The following is a 16,464-nucleotide window of genomic DNA, read 5'->3' as shown; positions in this document are numbered from 1 at the left end:
CGGATGCGCATTGGGTCAAAATAAGGAATGTGGCCGTGTTTTTTATCGTTATAAAAGCTTCTGGTGTAGAGCTGTTGAATCAGCTCAATATCGCGTTGTGAGAATTTGTGATCCGAGTGGTATTTGCTGAGCAAGTGAACCGTGGCATTGTTTTGTGGGAGCTGATAAAGCCCCACGATGGTTTTACGTTTAGCGCTAAACCATGGCCAGACCTGGTCGGGTTCGAGCTGGTGGGATTTGGCATAGTCCATAATCATCCACAGCAGTGTCGGTGCGCTCAGTAGCAGTTGGCAGGCGGCTTCACTGCGGCTCACAAACCACAGTGCGCTGAAGGTATGGCCTTCAAAGCGTTGCTCAAAGTCTTTTAGCGCCGCTAATACATTGGTCGGGAAGCTTTGTTGCCAGGCCTGGCTGTCCGGTTGATGGGTGAAAAAATCCATCGATAGGCCCTTGTCTTCAAAATAGGCCAGTGTGTAGATTTTGTGGTGAACATGGTGCAACCAGCTCACCCCTTTTTGCCAAGGCGTCAACTCGAGTTTTAATGGGTAGCCAAACATATCCGATAAATCAAAGGCGAGATTTGCATGCATGGATAGGCTCCTGTTTGATCGCTTTAGAGTTTAAATAATGTTGGGGATTAGGCTGGTTTTTCAGCTTCAAGTAATAAGGGCTTCATGGCTTGCACTAAGGTCTCAACAAACGGGGTATGAAACACCTGATCGTTAAAACCCATGTAACCCTGGCGGTGAGCACGCGCGCTAAAAAATAATAAAATCATCAAGTCTTCAATATCTTGGGTTTGTATCTCACCGGTGAGCTCAAACAGTTCTTGCGCTTGGCTTAAAAAACTAACATAACCTTTTTTTAGGCTAGGGTATTTGGCATCAAACATTTTGTAACCATCAATCTGGTGTGCAATTATAAAGATACCTTTTTCGTCCGTGTCGAGCATCGCGTAGGTGAGCTCAGCCCGTTTTATTCGTTCAAGCATGATCAATGTCCCCCTTGTGGGTTTGAATGAGTTGTTGAATCTCGCGGCTACTTTGTCCATAGCTGACAAATACCAGATCTAAATTGGCTTGGTTGAATCGCGCTAGGGTGCTCTCAATCGCTTGGGTAACCCAAGAGACCGGATTACCAAATGCCCCAGCGCCAAGCAAGGTCAGATAGACCCGTTTATTGCCGGTGCGTTGTTGTTCGAGTAGTGCATGATGAAATGTAGCTTCATAGGCGGCTTCGAGCACAAGCTGGGCAAAAGGTTGCCAGCGTTCCTCACTGTAGTTTGAATAGGCGACTGGCAAGGCCGAACAGTAGACTTGGCTGACACAGTGATCTGCCTTGCCGAGCGTGACTTGTGTGTTTTGTTGCAGACCGACTTTAATCGTGGCTTTGAGTTGTTCACGCTCCGTGCTATTCAGGCCACGCAAATACTGGTGGAACGCAACCAGGCCTGGTTGGGTTGGCATCACATAACCGTTCTGCATCTGCCAGTATTGATGCTGTTCGTTATGAATGGCTGATTCAAAGGCATCGAGCATATTGAGTTGACGCTGGTCGGTTTGACCTTGCTGATTTTGAATCGGAACAAGGTAATTACGGTAGAGCGTACCAGCGGCACAGGCCATCGCACAAACCGGACCTTGGGTTTTGTCATAGGCGTAGTCGCTAATGCCCTCAAGGGGCGTAACCTGGGGTGATACCATTTCGAGCAGGTTAAACTGCGAAGCGACTTGAAACAAGGCATTTTTATTCACGGGGTCTTGATGTAAATCGCGAACATCCCCCACCCATTCGGATAATCGATTCGGTGCGCTCATGATGGGTAAGGCGGCTGTTTGTTGGCGCAATTGAGCGAGCGTGGGCGTGAGTAAGCGCCCTGCTTGATAACGCCGACCATTTGGCAGACAGATGAGCGTATCGCCCTCCATCTCCAGCTGGGATTGGGTGCTGTGGTAATCGGTTTCAGCAAAGCCGGTGAGTTGTTCGAACCAGTTCATTTTGATGGTTGGCCTTTTGTTAAAATGAATATCAACGCTTAAAACAGCAAAATTAAATCCCATTAAAAGGTTATCAATCAACCAGAGCTTAATATACCAGAATTCTAGGCACGGCTTTTGTTACGCTTAATAGAACTCGTTGAGCGTCAAAACCTGATCAATCCGTGTGGTATATAGCGCACTTTTGGCTTAAATGTCCGATAAGATAATCGCGGATTTTTAAGAGGTTACTTTCCCCATCAGAAAGCTCGTAATACAATCAAAGTGGCGTTCAATCGCGTCAAAACTATGGTTGCCATCCGGTTCAACAACTAGGTTAGCTTGCGAAAACTTCTGTTCGGCAAACCGGTAATCCAGCACTTCATCCCCTTTTTGCAAAAGCACCTTAAAGCGATTGACACCCTTAATTTCGGCTACATCAAAACGCTTTAGTGACTCAACATAGCTTTGACGCCATTCAAATTTAGCGCCATCATAATGGTTTGCAACTAAGCCAACTTGAGTGGTGAGCAATGAAAAAGGCTTAACGGCAGGATTAATCAACACCGCGTTTAGCTGGTACTTTTCGGCTAAATAAGTGGCATAAAAACCGCCTAATGATGAGCCAATCAGCGCAATGGTTTCGGTTGATGGATAGGCCTGTATTAAAGTTTCCAGAGTGTCTATCGCCAATGCTGGTGCTACCGGTAAACTCGGCGCGATAAATGGTATGTTTTGTTTTGCATAATAGTCACCAAATGCCTGAGCTTTAGCGCCCATCCCACTTGATGCAAAACCGTGAATATAAATAATCATGTATTACTCCAATCATGCGTTGTTCCAACACACTGCGCATCTATCATCATGTGCAGATCCTTTTCACCCTGTCCGGAATCACAAACCTCACTGTCTAAATGAATGACATTGATTTTATCGATAAGGCTTTTACGCAAACGCTGACTGAACAGGGCTGGTGATACACGATAATCACGCGGATCATCCGCATCAAGATTAAATATCTCCATGCGGTGTTCCTTGTTCAGATCACAACACAACTCATAGTTGATTCTATGCCCAGTTTCCGGCTCAATCAGCGACCCATAGGCATAATCAATCGGCTCACCCAAACATAAAAAGTTATCGTGTATGGTTTGCAAAACCCGATCAGATAACACCGCAACAAACCGCGCATCAAAGGCTTTCGTAATCGACTTGTGCACCATCCCTCCTTTAAGACTTAAAACCCTGCAACTGGTCCTGCTTTAGCTTGAACTTCGGCAAAGAACACCAGATGATCGATGTATTGATAATCGGCTTGGATCAAAAACGTCTTCTGCTGAAACGCATTAAACAAAAAACAACAAGGTGCGTTAAGATTAATGCCCGCTGACGCAGGCGAATGGATTTTCCCATCCCCTAATTTTTCCAAGTCTGCCACCCCTCGCTGGCTTACACCGGTCGCATTAATAATAATCTGTCCTAATTCACCAGCGTTTTGTTTCGTGTAGCGTGGGTTTTGTTCATCAACCAATAACCATACATGAAGGTTTAATTCGTAATCAGACCATTCATTTGTTGGCTGTGTTGTTTTCGTCAACCAGGCCTGGTCAATCTCTATTAACGCCTGCTTTAATTTAGGCTCAGCATCGGCCAGCGTATTGTTTAAGTGTGCCAGTGCGAAGGTCTGCTCAGAACGCTGAGCTATGGCCTGCTCATTGTCGTAGAGTGACATTTCGCGTTCATAGTGTAGTTTGAACTTTAAACCAGCCCCACCCAAACCAGCGATTTGCTTCCAGCTTAATGCGTTTGAACCATAAGCATGGTCATATAACGCATGAAACCAATAACCGTGATATTGGCCACCGGGGCGATTTTCATCATCGGGAAAATCATTCCAGTTGGTTGCTTGATCATGGTGGAGCGGATGGTAACGCGACACATCAAACAGCGCGGCACAATGATCGGGGCGCAGGTTATAGTCTGGAGCATACCCATCCCAAAAATAGACCAGTTCCTTTTTGACCAATCCTATCGGCAAGTAATCATTTTGGGGAAACCTATGATGGCATGTGTCATCTAACCAATGCGCCCAATCCTGCTGAACTTGTATTAGTTTTTGGTTGATGGCAATGAGTTTTTGCCTTTCTTCAGATGTTAATTCTTCCATTGTTTTACCTCATCATCCGAATTGATATTTTCAAGCTGTATTCCGGCACACTTTAAAATTTGCACTTGGTCCGCCCGGACAATATTTTTTGACAATCGTAATGGCTCGATGAATGCGTTGCCTATCCGTAACCCCAGCCCAACTTACATAATGAGTATGAAACAAGTCACCGCCAAATTCAGTGGCCAAGCCATTAGCATCATAACGACAGACACCACGACAGGAAATTTTGAGATAACGTTCCACATCCTCTGGCGTAACAATCTCCGCGCTATCCCAAATAAATTGGTTCATATCTTCCAAAATCACGATCTTCAGAAACGCAGGATCCAGCTTTACAATGCTTTTAATTTCGCATTGTTCATTAATCGTAACCTCAAGGTTTTCAGCAAACCCGGTATCCCCCGTTTTCAAAAATTCAACAGCATCAAATAAATCTTGGCTCGCATTTGAAACACCCGAGAACACCATTAACACTACACTCGCAAATAAGGTTTTAATCACAATTCACCACCTCAATTACCTGAGGCTGAGATTCACTCAGCTTTTGCAAAAACCGGTCAAGCTCCATAAGGTGCCCCTCATGGCTAAGATCAAAAATTTCCAGTCGGCCTTCCTGGTTTAAATCCATACAAATTTCAAACAAAAAATCTTCACCATCAACTTTCGTTTTAAAATGGCCGAATGCGTAATTAACCCGATTAAGTTCATCCTCAACCAAAACACAGTGCTCCCCAAATAACCGAAGAACATCAGGCGGAAAAGCCTCAATTAATGCCGGGTGAAATATCTTTTCAGTATCATTGCTCAAGTTATCGGCTCCGTTTTGTGCCCACACCACAAACAAATTTTAGCCCGCGGTGTTATGCGTAAACGCTGACATTTTGGACAAGAATCCAAATAAATTAAAGCCTTATCGGCTTGCAATATCGTCTGCGCACAATCATGCGCAAAGCTGGAAGCCGCTAGAAAATCCTTATCGCAGGTTATCGGTGTTTTAGGTTCAGCAATCCTCATTTTCGGGCGCGTAAAGAACACCCGATAACAGTGATCTAATTCTGACAAGACCGAGGGCTCAAGCCAATGTGCGAAATACTTAAGCGCATAGCGTTCCTCAAACTCGCGGTACCTAGGTAGTCCAATATTTGAGCTTTGAATAAACTTCGAATAGGGATAAAAGCTAGGTTCAGTATTTAATTTAGATTGGATAAGTGTCATATTAAACCTCAAGTCGCTTTTTCATGCGGTTGATAAAGGCTTGCTCGGCCAAAATTAATGCCTGCATGGACTGGTTTTTTAGCGGTTCGTCTGTACTGTGTTTTTTTGAATTTTTGTCAACAATATTCGCTTGTGCCTCAAGTTCAGATGGCATTTCAATACCATCCACCAAAAACCAGGCCTGGTTGTTTTCAAGCTGCTTGCAATTTTTACGGATTAAGCTGGCGCAATGCTTTTGATACATGGCGAATATTTTGTGCTGCTTGCTTGTATTCATCAAATACCCGTTTTACAGCAATATTCAAGACAGAAATGATGGCTTCATCCACCGCCCGCACTCGCTGCTGAGAAGATAGCTTACCCTTGTAGGGCATATCATGCTTAATCATCAAAGTCCCATGAACCAATAATGGCTAATTTCGTCATAGCAAACACCTATCTAAATACTTGGCTTTAGCTTAAGTGATTGTGTTTGATAATGACAGCGATTGATAACTAAATTACGACATTAATTGTCGCATTGTCATAAGTAACAAAGCAGGTAGCTAAGATTCAAGAATCCTCCGATATTGAGCAGACAGCTTTTCAATTTCGCCAATTTTACTTTTATCAGCGTAAAGATTGGCCCAATATTTGTTCGGGTTCCATTCATGTACCCTTTCGGCTTTTTCAATTTTTTGGTTAAAGTAACCCCAAAACCACAGGTCATCCCACACCAACATCTGTTCAGCGCTGTATTTACATTTATCAATTAAAAAACTGTTTACATTAACGAAATTCCAATTCAATTTAGTTTCGTCGGATAACTTTTTAAACACTGACAATATAACGCTATCGACCGGCAAATAAATCCTATCAGGTAAAGCTTTTGGGGCATCAGCCCATATGGCTTGACCTTCAAATAAACCTATCGGTGATGGAAAATGGAGAAGGATCAATTCTTTGACATATAAAGCTGATGTTTTTGGCCCCCATCCGTTTTTCTCTTTAAGGTTTTGGTAAATATCTTCGTAGGTTAGTTGATTTTTATTGAGCTTATCCGCCTTAAGAAAGTCATTGAATTCTGAGTATGAGGTTAAGGTATTTTTGCCGTTATCATGAATGCTTTTAAAAAATTTAGCTAACTCGTCAAGATTGGGTTGACTTTGCGTATTTACGGTTAAATACAAATGACTCATAGCGCTTTCAGATGGGTTTGAGTAACTTAGAACCTGCTTTAAATATTCACGCTGTAAATTTTGGTTATAGACCCGATGCTCAGGCACACTAAGAAATCTAAAAAGTTCATTTAATTTATCTTCAAACATTGGATTGTCAAAATTTTTTATCCGCATTAGCGTTGTCCTTCGATTAATTTGTTAGCACTGCATTTGAATAATCAATGATGAATATGATTATCTGTCTACCTATACAAGCGCAGGTAATTGATATTAAATAATTTGGTAAACTGAGTGGCTAATTAACATTAAGTATTGCTGATTTAGCAATCAAGGTTATGAGTTAGTTTTCATGTTAACAACTTCCTTTAATCGCTGATAAATCTTTACCATTGCTAGTGTATCAAGCCGACAATAATCTAATAAAGCTTGCCGGATCCTGTCGCGTTGATTTGGGTCTTTCAGGCGGTGTAGGTTGGCAAAGGTGTCCATAGCCATGCCGCCGTTTTGGACTTGAAGCTGTTTGTAATCGAGTTCTGGGTCGTTAGGAAACATCGCTGGTAACACCGATTTGATGGAGAAACTGCCGTTAAAATCAGGATGGTAATAACCAAGTTTCCTAAACGGTACAATCAAATCTTTAAAACGCGGAACCAGTTTTAGCAGGCCTGGTTGATAGGCTTCAAAATCACGTGCTAAGTCTTTAATACGGCTGATTTCAAAGCTTTGGTTAAACGCGATAATGCTGCCCTGTTCACCTAAATCTTGAATCATCTGCACCACCAGGCCTGGTCGTGGGTCGCTATGTTCATCACCAAGATATTCTTTATGCTCTAGCTCACCGTTTTGATGCAGGATATGCAGCGAGTATTGAAATGGCATTTGCATATAGGGTTTTTGACCGTCAAAACGCGGAATGGCTTCCATAAAGGTTTCAAAGTCAAAAAAGTATAGCGGATAGACTAAATCCGCCATAAAGCCCTGAATGATGTGCGGCTGAATTAATGGCTGACCTGTACTGGCAGTTTCAACTTGAATGCGTTGCACCCTGCTGAGTGATTCGGTGGGCGGAATGTCGGCATACTGCACGATGCCTCGGTGGTATAAATTAAACTTTTTCGCCGCGTTCATGCGATTGAGATTAAACACGGAAACGGCCGGCACATCGCTCCAACAATGGTTTTTAAAATCGCAACTATGTGGATCACCACAGTGTGAGCCAATTGCCATTTGGGGTTCATCAGCTTTTAACATCGCCTCCATTCCCGCTAGATATTCAGGTACGTCTTCTACTAGTGTCAGTACGTTCTCGGTGATGTCTTCTATCCTAAAAAGATGCTGAACATCCAACTCGCCATGACGAAGATATTTATTGTTGAGGTGAACGATATGAATGCGTCCAAGCGTTAACACCTCGGACAGAGAATACCATTGAACAGCGGCATCTTTACGGTGATAGTCTTTAACGCTGGTGGAGGCTTTGACTTCATAAACATCCCAAACATCACCGTTTTTAACCAGAATGTCAGCCATCGCAAAAATGCCTCTTTGCTTAAAGGCCGCTTCATAAATCACCTCAACGCCATCCTCTATTAGTTGGCGAGTTTGTTCAATCATGCCATCAAAGTTTTTCGGGTCGAACTCAATTTCAACCCCGCCGGGGAATAGCTGACAAGCCAAATCGCCTACTGTATTCCCAGTGTTAAACAATGATTGCTGCGCGGCATCGGGCTTTTCTCGCAATTGGGGACGATTTTTTAACAACCATAAGGATTTATGGCACTGTAGACCACGAACATATTGAGATTTTGAGAGCATATTTGACGTCCTTCTCGTGTAATAGCGTCACTATACCTAACTTTTTTCCTCATGCTACTACTTTAATCTTTCATCCCGACATGTCATGTCGCATCGGATTGCTTAGACTATTCACAACATCTAGCACGCTCATTAGAATGGTTTTAACGTTATCGCATAGTATTCAAAAGTAAAAATCATCTGGAGTGAACGCTGATGCCTCATTGTTATTATGAGTTAAATTTATCGGAAATCTTTGGCTACCCCCTTCGCATAGGTTTGAGCCCATGGCATGTAGGGATTAAATGGTCATATCTCGATACGTCATCGCAAGCTGACGATCAAGACATAAGTCCAAATCTGGGTGTCACTCTGGCCGGGATTTTAAACACCGACAATCACCAGGCCTGGTTGAGTTGTATCCCACGACCAGTATTAAACCAAGCCTTGGTTTTTGAACAACATTATGGCCATGGTTTAAGTGCCTTGTCGTTAGCCAGCCAGGATAAAAGATTAAATCGAATGTTAGGTTTTTCGCCCTTTTTGTTGTGGCATATTTTAGAATACGGTGAACATCAGCGTTTAAGTCAGTACGAGCTAATCCAGCTTGCCGTCCTGCCACGTGAGCAAGTATTACGACGAATCGGTTTACCCCAACCCCTTTCGATTGAACGCTTGTTTAGGCATCACTATAATCCAGTTAACCAAATCGCTGAGCCTATTGATATTGATCTATTGCGCTGGCTTCGTGAGAACCCTGAAATCATGTACTCAAAATTTATCGAAGACACCCGTCACTGGTCTGCTGCCGAGATTCGACAAAAAGTTGATGAACTGAAACACATGGGCAGCCAGTTACAAATTCATAACATTACGCTCCAAGTTCAAAACTGTATGAGCATTAGTCACTTAAACCTGCTTTATGAACGATTTAACGAAAAGTATTTGTACTTCAAGCAACAGCGCCAAGAACTTTTAGGTTATCGTCGAGAACTGTCACATTATCCAAAACCAGCATTGGGTGTTCCCTCAAGCTGGCAGTTTATTGATAGTTGGCAACACTTGATGGAGGAGGCCTATTTAGTTGACCACCAAATCGGTTTGTATCACCCGATGATCTTACGCGGACAGTATGCTATCTTCAAGGTATGCAACCCTGAACGCTTAACCATCGGTTTTAGGGTTGAATCCGAACAAGTGGCGCTCGACCAGATCTGGAGGGTAAGAGATGAGGCGGCACGAGCGTAAGCTTTTCGACCAATAACACGACACCATAAAAAACCAGATTTAGTCTGAACCTCTACAAGTCAGTCTATGGATAACGGTGCAACTGAGGGACACTCACAACACCAAGCAAAAGCTTGGTGTCCGCACTCAAGTCATCTAAACGCTCAACTAACCACTTCACCAATTCTTCGCCATTTAAGGTTCTAATGTCGTACTCGTTTGCCAGTGATATCGCTTCATCGCTCAATGTGCCGGTTGTGACAAAGAGCTTCGTCACAACATGGTCCTGGTCGTTTGGGTCTTCAATAGCTTTGAGTTGTTTTATCCCATGATCGTCAGAATGACCTTTGTGATGTTTGGCCTGAACGTACAGTACCTGATCACCCAGCCAGTCATTTTTTGTCGCTTTAATGTCAATGTCACTGATATCCGCACCTTGGTTTTTTCCAAGTATGCTCGCCTCATAACCCTCAAGAACAAGCAGCTCTTTAATCAGTTTTTCCAATCCGTACCCACCACTTTCGAGACCCACATTTCCTGAACGAAGTGCGGCTAAGAATTCAGCTTCAAACTCTGCTTGTGCTTTTTCTTGAAACTGCTGAACCGCGTTGCGATAACCTACCTCTTTAAGGCTTAAGGATTTTGCCTGTTCAATCAGTTTATTTATTTCATCACCAAACCCATTTAAGCCAACAACTGACATACGAATCTTCAATCGTGAGCTTAACTGGTTGGTTAAACTTCCTCTTGGTATGCGAACAGGAACTCCTTCTTTGTTGACAAAGTTAACCTTAATACGGTTCTCACCAAAAACAACACCCCGCTCATACAGCCGTTCTTCCATCGCCTGAGCAATATAAATCGCACGACTAACAGGGACAATTACAATGTCCCCAGGCTGTATGTTAAAAAAGCGTCTAATTTGTTTTTCCTGCCGACCAAGGTTAATTTTTTTCGAACGCATGTGTTCTATCAAGCTATTGGCTGAATCAAACTCTACAAACGGAATAGCTCCCCAGCCATAGCCGATGAATCCATCTTTGACGAGTACCTCTGGGCTTCTCACTAAATAGTAATTAGGCATACACTTTCCTCAAGTTTTAAAACAGCTGTGCTGTTTTGTTCTTTTATTACTCTATTCTTCTGTTTAGGATTGTCACAAACACTCAAACAGATTCCATTTAAATACCATGCTCAACTTGAACATTTAAAAGTCATATTCATCAACACTGCATAATCGTCCGCTAACGGGATGGTGCAAAATTTTGGAAAAACAATAACACACTTTTTGCATCGGACAAAAGAATACCCACGAGTTTAGTCGAAAAATAGGAATACTATAAACTATAGACGCCTATTTACATGACCTCGCTCAAATTTTTGCGCCAACCCAATCAGCGATGTACTCATAGAAGTGCACCCAGCTAATCGTAGGTTTTACTTTTAACATAACCGATTAAACACAAACGTTTCACCTACTTTTTTGCTGAAGTCAGTGTTAACGCACCTGATTAGTGATGCTGTGTCTTAAAACACAGACTTGAGTTCACTTAAAAATCCAATGCCCGCTGATTTTTGATAGCCCGGTTTATAACTGCACTCCTCTTGCAGCGCTTCGAGCACCAGGCCTGGTTCTAGGTCTTGATAACCCAAGCTAAACTTGCGTTTTACGGCGGCAAAGTCGCCCGGTGTTAGAAGGCTGAGTTGTTCTATTTGTTTTTTAATGGATTCAACATCATCATCGCTCACATCTTGATCTTTGAGTAGTTGGGCGAATAACAACCAGGCCTGGTTGGGTTTTAGCGGTTTAAACTTGAGCTTGACATCAAAGCGGCGCATAGCGGCTTGGTCTAGGTCTTTGACCAGATTGGTCGAGGCGATAAACACACCTTCAAACGCTTCCATTTGGGTGAGCATTTCATTGACCTGAGTGATTTCCCAACTACGCTGTGCTTTTTCACGTGATTGCAGAAAGCTGTCGGCTTCATCTATCTGCAGCACTGCGCCTTCTTTGCGTGCTTCTTTAAACGCCGCAGCGATATTTCGCTCGGCTTGCCCGACATAGGGTGAGAGCAAGTCTGAGGCACGTTTGATAATCAGTGGTTTATCGAGCTGCTCAGCAACATAGTGTCCAAAGGCGGTTTTACCTGTACCTGGTAAACCATACAAGCAGAAACGTCCTTGTTCACGCCTCTTAATTCCCTCGACCAGTTTTTCTAGGTTTAGGTCTGTGTTGAGATAGTTAAGTGAATAAGCTAGCGCTTCGGTTGGGTTTTTAATCAGCAGTTCTTTTTTACCTTGGGCTTGCAGGGTGGCGTTCATTAAGGTTTCGATTTCAGTTTCGATCACACGCGGATTGGTTTGCTGTGCGTGAACCGATTTGGCGACTTTTATGGCGCGCTCCATCACAGCCGGAACGAGGCTGCGTTCTTTGGCGAGCTGGTCAATCCATTCAGCGCGCACCGGCAAATCGGCCACAAGGTTTTGCAAAATGCTTTTGCGCACGGAAGTGGGTGGTGTACTGATCTCCACCACCATATCAAAGCGTCGTAAATAGGCGCTATCCATTTGATGTACGGCATTGCTAATCCAAAAGGTGGGTACCGGGTTGGTTTCCAGCAACTTATTCATCCAGGCTTTGCTGTTCGGTTGTGAACTGCGTGGCATGAGCCAACTCATCATCGCACTTGGAAAAACATCCTCCACCTCATCAAACATAATCAGCGCATTGGCTTGGGTGGCGAGTACGCTTTGCGCAAGCTTATAGGTATCAACACGTCGCACGCCATTAACGCCATCGCCATCCTCGTCTTCGTTGTTGATTTCAAATAACTCACGGTTCAATGCGTGTGAAACGGCTTTAACCCATTGTGTTTTACCGGTACCCGGTTCGCCATAGACCAAAACATTTATGCCTTTTTTGCCCTGCTCATTTTTTAGATAGTTCAGCAAGGTGTGTGTGGGTTCTTCAATATGCGGATAATTGGACAGGTTGAGCACCGGTGCGTCACATTGTGTAAAGTAACGGCTAAGCAAGTTGAGCGGCGACTGATGTTCGCTGATAATTAATTCGGCAAATCCATTCAACAGTTCTGCCTTGCGCGATGCATCATTGGCACCATTATTGTCTATTCGCATTAAACCAGAACGATACAAGCGCCCTTCTTTGCTGGTGGCTTGGAGTATATTGGCCGTCTTGGTTGATAACACCACCGCTAACATTTGGACAAACTCACGGCGATTCATATCCCCAAGCATCCCAAGAAACAACTCTAATGACTTGTTAGTCATCAACACGATATAAAATCCCAGGACATCCGCTTCGGTTTTATTAAGGTCAAGCAGCTTAGCGATAGCGCCTAAATTATCCCCCAGCGCACCCACCAGGTTTAGTTTTGCGGCTTCCAATGTTTTGATCAAGCCTTTAGCCGGCTTGCGTACTTGTTTGATGAATTCAACCAGGTCGACATCTTCTTCATCTTCAAAGGGTAAATCATTGAAGGCAAGTAAATTCATTAGCTGGTTGGTGGAAATATCCCGAAACCGTTCAGTCGTTACCAACCGTCTACAACAGCGCGAATCCCTCAACACGCGCAAACACCACAGCGCTATCATGGCTGATTGATCTTCAGTATTTTGAATAGAATATTGCGCTTGTGGGGCGCTATGCAATGCCGTTTTTTTCGCCATTTAATTATCTCCTTGATCAGGCTGTTTAGGGATAATGTACGCGGATGCCGTTAAAATTGAAACGCTTGAGGCTGACTATAGCGACATTAATTGTCGCTTATGGGCCATGAGATGCCTAACCTGCTTTGGTGCGCTAGACATACAGGGCTGTGAAGGGGTTTTACGCGCTATTGGATAGATTGGCCAACAGTCGAAAACGCGTTATTGAGAGGCTAAAAAATTGCGCAGCTTGCTAGCAAGCCAATCACGCACATTCTGAAAGGGTTCAGATTTTACCAGTTCGGATAACACACAAGTATCAAACAAGTAATTCATAATGCCAAGTCTCGTATCGACTCCTTAGAACGCTCCACCACTAAATCATCACCTTTGGGTGCATTCAACAAGGTATCGAGCAGATAGTTAGACTTACCACTTATTTGTTCATAGTCTTTTAACGATAAGATCACAGCGACTTCGTTACCACGCCGGGTAATCAATTGGGCGCCTTGCGTTATCGCCCGATCAATCACTTCGCTAAAATGGGTTTTTGCTTGCTGTATCTGCCAGGTTTGCATCTTGCACCTCTTTTATTATCTAGAATAGTCAGTCTGACCATTCTAATGTCGTGTCATTCAAGACACAAGGATTGAAAAATAGATAGCGAGCTATGTTCTGGCCTAACTTGAACGCTATTTTCGGAAACATTTGACACGAGCCCATCAACTTGGTTACGCTGACGACATATTTTGTCACCATTAACCGAGAGGTCATTATGAACGATGCCTGCATGAGACGCATCCAAACACTTCGCCTGCTACCTAAAGCACCCGCTCGCATCAGTGTAACGCGCATTCACGATGCGCTCGTCGGCCAGGGTTTTGAGATAGATAAGCGCTCGATTCAGCGTGATCTAAAGTCACTCGCTAACCTATTCTCAATTGAATCCGATGGAAATAAGGATATTCCAGGTTGGTACTGGAAGAAGGATGCCGAAAAACTCGAACTACCTGAGATGGAACCGGCGGTGGCTTTGAGCTTTAGAATGGTTAAATCATTTTTAGAGCGTTTCATGCCCCCGAGTACCTTATCTGATCTGGGTGATTATTTTAATCATGCCGACAAGGTACTTGAAAACCTACCCAACAATCAATTGTCGGATTGGAGCAACAAGGTCGCCCTGCTCTCACGCAACCAACCGCTGATGAACCCGCTAATAACAGAGGATGTGCTCAACCAGGTCTATAGCGCCTTACTCAGTGATAAACAACTCAATGCCGTATATCGTCCTCGCCATGATGAGGAGACCAAAAGCTACACGATCAACCCATTGGGCTTGGTCATGGTTGATAAGGTGATTTATTTAGTGGGTACGCTTTGGAAATACCGCGACATTAAACAGTTTGCGCTTCACCGGTTTGAATCGGCTGAGGTGTCTAACGATGAGGCGATAGCCTTATATAACTTTGATCTGCAAAAATATATTCAACAAGGTCAGTTTGAGTATTTGGTGCAAGGTGACAAAACAATTAAGCTTAAACTAGCCGTCTCCGATGAAATCGCTTTCCATTTATCCGAAACGCCACTATCCGAAACCCAAACCATCAAGCTTGATAAGAACACGAATCGCCTGATTTTACGCGCCGAGGTTAAAAACACTCAGCAACTGCGTTGGTGGTTGATGAGTTTTGGTGCCGAAGTAGAAATATTAGCACCAAGTAGTGTACGAGAAGAATTCAAACAGAGCGCTAAGGCGTTGGTAGAGCTTTATGAACCTTTGGATTAGGACAGGGTTCTATCCTTTTTTCCATGGTAATTGGTGGCACCCGCCCTGTGAAAACATAAACGGCGACATACTTGAATGTTAGTCCCCTCAAAAACCCGATAGGGCAATGAATCAGGATCACTTAGCTCAGGTGTGGCAATGAGCGCCAGTATGGCAAAACCTAATGATTGGACTAACTCAGTCATTGCTTATTTAACTATTTAACGACATGGTTTTGGCTTGAATACCCTTGCTCTCACCTGAATTGGTATTAGCAATCAGCGGTTTAATCCAAACGGGTTTAGGCCTTGAGCACTTGTCATTATAAGGCGGCATTGAAATGTAGCCTTTTTGATAATGGGTTTTAAGCGTTTTATCAGCGCGCATGGCACTGACTGAATCATCTGATTGACTGGGTGATTTGAGGGGTTTTAATTTTTTGTCTTGGCACGGGGGCATTTAGTATAATGCACTACAGGCACGCGACTCAGAGCAGGCTTGGTTTGCGCCTATAGCACTGAGTTCCAAAGCGGATTAATTTTGGGCTTTTAGGCCAAAAATCCTGTCAAGTACTTTTTTAATTTTTTCAGGCTGAATATTTACCTTTTTTGCAGCCGATTGGCTTTAGTCCGACAGGCTCCTAGAGATTAATATTCAAAACATGATGACACTAACAAGGAGTGATGGCATGTTAGCTGAGAATTTTGATCCCCCGTATGTCGCATATGTAACATACAGGGCATCCATCAACTGCCTTTAGCTCGTACTAATACAATTTGTTTAGCTAAGCACATAGGTAAATCTAAGCCAGTGATTTCAAAAGTTCGATAAATGCAGGATTGGCGAGGGTTAGGCCAAAAATCATCAAGCCGATAATCACCTTCAGCAGGATTAGCATGTTTTTTTGTTCAGAGCGCACTTCGCTGATCTCAGCTCTAACAAACTCCTTAGTAGCTAACTCATTACGCAGGCTATCATAAAGTTCATTTTTTAGCTGTTGCTTTTTTTCAAGAATTGATTCAACAGCTTTATCATCAATCGCTTGAATAGACGACTCAATTGCGCGAGCGAACGCGTCTGTTTTCTGCTTGTCACCAAGTGCCTCGAGTAACAAGTCATAAATAGGGCGTGGCAAGGTATAGGTCATCACATAGTCCTTAAAAACTTAATATATGATGATTCTAACATTAATTTAACACATGAATAAATGAAATTGAATCGCAAAATTTTTGCAATCTAAAGGTAATAAGACTTCCTGTTATCGTGCCGGTCAAATCATCCGTGCTCATCCCCACAAAGAGCGCATTGATGAAATTGTCGCCTTCGATATAGATGTTTTCGGTGGTGTCCAGACCGATTCGTCATTGTCTGATCACTAGCTGTATGCGTCATTCTTGTGTTTTTTTGCTTGCGGTTTATGTGAGTAGATTTTTTTATTTTTTACTCACGTTTTAGAGTCTTGTTCAATTTTTGGCATTTTTTACTCAT

Annotated in this window: 19 protein-coding genes; 2 read left to right on the top strand and 17 right to left on the bottom strand. The window is 43.3% G+C overall.

The window, feature by feature from the left end:
• The 12 genes from NA59_RS08955 to NA59_RS08895 all read right to left on the bottom strand — a co-directional run.
• Positions 1–590: hypothetical protein (locus NA59_RS08955; RefSeq protein WP_044411232.1), on the bottom strand; the 590-nt coding region annotated here is incomplete at its 3' end.
• Between the two features lie 47 nt (positions 591–637).
• Positions 638–991, bottom strand: a complete 354-nt coding sequence (locus NA59_RS08950; protein ID WP_044411229.1) for a hypothetical protein — start codon at positions 989–991, stop codon at positions 638–640.
• Complete coding sequence (locus NA59_RS08945) at positions 984–1,997, bottom strand: hypothetical protein (protein ID WP_044411242.1); 1,014 nt, start codon at positions 1,995–1,997, stop codon at positions 984–986. The genes NA59_RS08950 and NA59_RS08945 overlap by 8 nt, the downstream gene beginning before the upstream one ends.
• A gap of 219 nt (positions 1,998–2,216) precedes the next feature.
• Positions 2,217–2,792: a YqiA/YcfP family alpha/beta fold hydrolase gene (locus tag NA59_RS08940; RefSeq protein WP_044411226.1), complete on the bottom strand. Its 576-nt coding sequence runs from the start codon at positions 2,790–2,792 to the stop codon at positions 2,217–2,219.
• Positions 2,789–3,196, bottom strand: coding sequence for a hypothetical protein (locus NA59_RS08935; RefSeq protein WP_157792584.1), 408 nt, complete (start codon positions 3,194–3,196; stop codon positions 2,789–2,791). The genes NA59_RS08940 and NA59_RS08935 overlap by 4 nt, the downstream gene beginning before the upstream one ends.
• Positions 3,197–3,213: 17 nt before the next feature.
• Positions 3,214–4,143, bottom strand: coding sequence for a hypothetical protein (locus NA59_RS08930; RefSeq protein WP_044411221.1), 930 nt, complete (start codon positions 4,141–4,143; stop codon positions 3,214–3,216).
• 30 nt (positions 4,144–4,173) lie between these two features.
• Positions 4,174–4,647 (bottom strand): hypothetical protein, encoded by a 474-nt coding sequence (locus tag NA59_RS08925; protein ID WP_044411219.1) that lies wholly within the window; start codon positions 4,645–4,647, stop codon positions 4,174–4,176.
• A complete protein-coding gene (locus tag NA59_RS08920; RefSeq protein WP_044411217.1) occupies positions 4,640–4,954 on the bottom strand; it encodes a hypothetical protein in 315 nt (104 codons plus the stop codon). The genes NA59_RS08925 and NA59_RS08920 overlap by 8 nt, the downstream gene beginning before the upstream one ends.
• A gap of 408 nt (positions 4,955–5,362) precedes the next feature.
• Positions 5,363–5,638 carry a hypothetical protein gene (locus tag NA59_RS08910; protein WP_232504068.1) on the bottom strand — a complete coding sequence of 92 codons (276 nt, stop codon included), beginning with the start codon at positions 5,636–5,638 and terminating at the stop codon, positions 5,363–5,365.
• On the bottom strand, positions 5,571–5,750 hold the full coding sequence (locus tag NA59_RS08905) for a hypothetical protein (RefSeq protein WP_044411212.1): 180 nt from the start codon (positions 5,748–5,750) through the stop codon (positions 5,571–5,573). Before NA59_RS08905 ends, NA59_RS08910 begins: the two co-directional genes overlap by 68 nt.
• A gap of 156 nt (positions 5,751–5,906) precedes the next feature.
• On the bottom strand, positions 5,907–6,695 hold the full coding sequence (locus NA59_RS08900; protein WP_044411210.1) for a hypothetical protein: 789 nt from the start codon (positions 6,693–6,695) through the stop codon (positions 5,907–5,909).
• Positions 6,696–6,854: 159 nt separating this feature from the next.
• Positions 6,855–8,336 (bottom strand): DUF2779 domain-containing protein, encoded by a 1,482-nt coding sequence (locus tag NA59_RS08895; protein WP_044411208.1) that lies wholly within the window; start codon positions 8,334–8,336, stop codon positions 6,855–6,857.
• A gap of 195 nt (positions 8,337–8,531) precedes the next feature.
• Here NA59_RS08895 and NA59_RS08890 point away from each other — a divergent pair, with 195 nt between their 5' ends.
• Complete coding sequence (locus tag NA59_RS08890; RefSeq protein WP_044411205.1) at positions 8,532–9,563, top strand: hypothetical protein; 1,032 nt, start codon at positions 8,532–8,534, stop codon at positions 9,561–9,563.
• A 64-nt stretch (positions 9,564–9,627) separates the two neighbouring features.
• Here NA59_RS08890 and NA59_RS08885 read toward each other — a convergent pair whose 3' ends face one another.
• The 3 genes from NA59_RS08885 to NA59_RS08875 all read right to left on the bottom strand — a co-directional run bounded on the left by NA59_RS08885 (position 9,628) and on the right by NA59_RS08875 (position 13,789).
• Entirely contained in the window at positions 9,628–10,626 is a 999-nt protein-coding gene (locus NA59_RS08885) for a restriction endonuclease (RefSeq protein ID WP_044411202.1), read from the bottom strand.
• 443 nt (positions 10,627–11,069) lie between these two features.
• Complete coding sequence (locus tag NA59_RS08880; protein ID WP_052501570.1) at positions 11,070–13,232, bottom strand: AAA family ATPase; 2,163 nt, start codon at positions 13,230–13,232, stop codon at positions 11,070–11,072.
• Between the two features lie 311 nt (positions 13,233–13,543).
• The gene (locus NA59_RS08875) at positions 13,544–13,789 is read right to left on the bottom strand and encodes a type II toxin-antitoxin system Phd/YefM family antitoxin (RefSeq protein WP_044411200.1); all 246 of its coding nucleotides are present in this window, start codon (positions 13,787–13,789) and stop codon (positions 13,544–13,546) included.
• Between the two features lie 197 nt (positions 13,790–13,986).
• Here NA59_RS08875 and NA59_RS08870 point away from each other — a divergent pair, with 197 nt between their 5' ends.
• The gene (locus NA59_RS08870; protein ID WP_044411197.1) at positions 13,987–14,997 is read left to right on the top strand and encodes a helix-turn-helix transcriptional regulator; all 1,011 of its coding nucleotides are present in this window, start codon (positions 13,987–13,989) and stop codon (positions 14,995–14,997) included.
• A 192-nt stretch (positions 14,998–15,189) separates the two neighbouring features.
• Here the strand turns inward: NA59_RS08870 and NA59_RS08865 are convergent, their stop codons facing one another.
• Both NA59_RS08865 and NA59_RS08860 read right to left on the bottom strand, forming a co-directional pair.
• The gene (locus tag NA59_RS08865; protein WP_044411194.1) at positions 15,190–15,435 is read right to left on the bottom strand and encodes a hypothetical protein; all 246 of its coding nucleotides are present in this window, start codon (positions 15,433–15,435) and stop codon (positions 15,190–15,192) included.
• 343 nt (positions 15,436–15,778) lie between these two features.
• Positions 15,779–16,123, bottom strand: a complete 345-nt coding sequence (locus tag NA59_RS08860; RefSeq protein ID WP_044411191.1) for a hypothetical protein — start codon at positions 16,121–16,123, stop codon at positions 15,779–15,781.
• Between the last annotated feature and the right edge of the window lie 341 nt (positions 16,124–16,464).

Origin of the sequence: Thiomicrospira microaerophila (genome assembly GCF_000934765.1) — a bacterium.
GTDB lineage: Bacteria > Pseudomonadota > Gammaproteobacteria > Thiomicrospirales > Thiomicrospiraceae > Thiomicrospira > Thiomicrospira microaerophila.
This window is presented reverse-complemented; position numbering and strand designations above follow the sequence as displayed.

Coding starts and splice junctions, on each gene's coding strand:
- NA59_RS08880 (WP_052501570.1), bottom strand. CDS start 13,232: ATGGCGAAAAAAACGGCATTGCATAGCGCCCCACAAGCGCAATATTCT.
- NA59_RS08910 (WP_232504068.1), bottom strand. CDS start 5,638: ATGAATACAAGCAAGCAGCACAAAATATTCGCCATGTATCAAAAGCAT.
- NA59_RS08860 (WP_044411191.1), bottom strand. CDS start 16,123: ATGACCTATACCTTGCCACGCCCTATTTATGACTTGTTACTCGAGGCA.
- NA59_RS08905 (WP_044411212.1), bottom strand. CDS start 5,750: ATGATTAAGCATGATATGCCCTACAAGGGTAAGCTATCTTCTCAGCAG.
- NA59_RS08875 (WP_044411200.1), bottom strand. CDS start 13,789: ATGCAAACCTGGCAGATACAGCAAGCAAAAACCCATTTTAGCGAAGTG.
- NA59_RS08945 (WP_044411242.1), bottom strand. CDS start 1,997: ATGAACTGGTTCGAACAACTCACCGGCTTTGCTGAAACCGATTACCAC.
- NA59_RS08870 (WP_044411197.1), top strand. CDS start 13,987: ATGAACGATGCCTGCATGAGACGCATCCAAACACTTCGCCTGCTACCT.
- NA59_RS08890 (WP_044411205.1), top strand. CDS start 8,532: ATGCCTCATTGTTATTATGAGTTAAATTTATCGGAAATCTTTGGCTAC.
- NA59_RS08885 (WP_044411202.1), bottom strand. CDS start 10,626: ATGCCTAATTACTATTTAGTGAGAAGCCCAGAGGTACTCGTCAAAGAT.
- NA59_RS08895 (WP_044411208.1), bottom strand. CDS start 8,336: ATGCTCTCAAAATCTCAATATGTTCGTGGTCTACAGTGCCATAAATCC.
- NA59_RS08940 (WP_044411226.1), bottom strand. CDS start 2,792: ATGATTATTTATATTCACGGTTTTGCATCAAGTGGGATGGGCGCTAAA.
- NA59_RS08930 (WP_044411221.1), bottom strand. CDS start 4,143: ATGGAAGAATTAACATCTGAAGAAAGGCAAAAACTCATTGCCATCAAC.
- NA59_RS08950 (WP_044411229.1), bottom strand. CDS start 991: ATGCTTGAACGAATAAAACGGGCTGAGCTCACCTACGCGATGCTCGAC.
- NA59_RS08900 (WP_044411210.1), bottom strand. CDS start 6,695: ATGCGGATAAAAAATTTTGACAATCCAATGTTTGAAGATAAATTAAAT.
- NA59_RS08865 (WP_044411194.1), bottom strand. CDS start 15,435: ATGCCCCCGTGCCAAGACAAAAAATTAAAACCCCTCAAATCACCCAGT.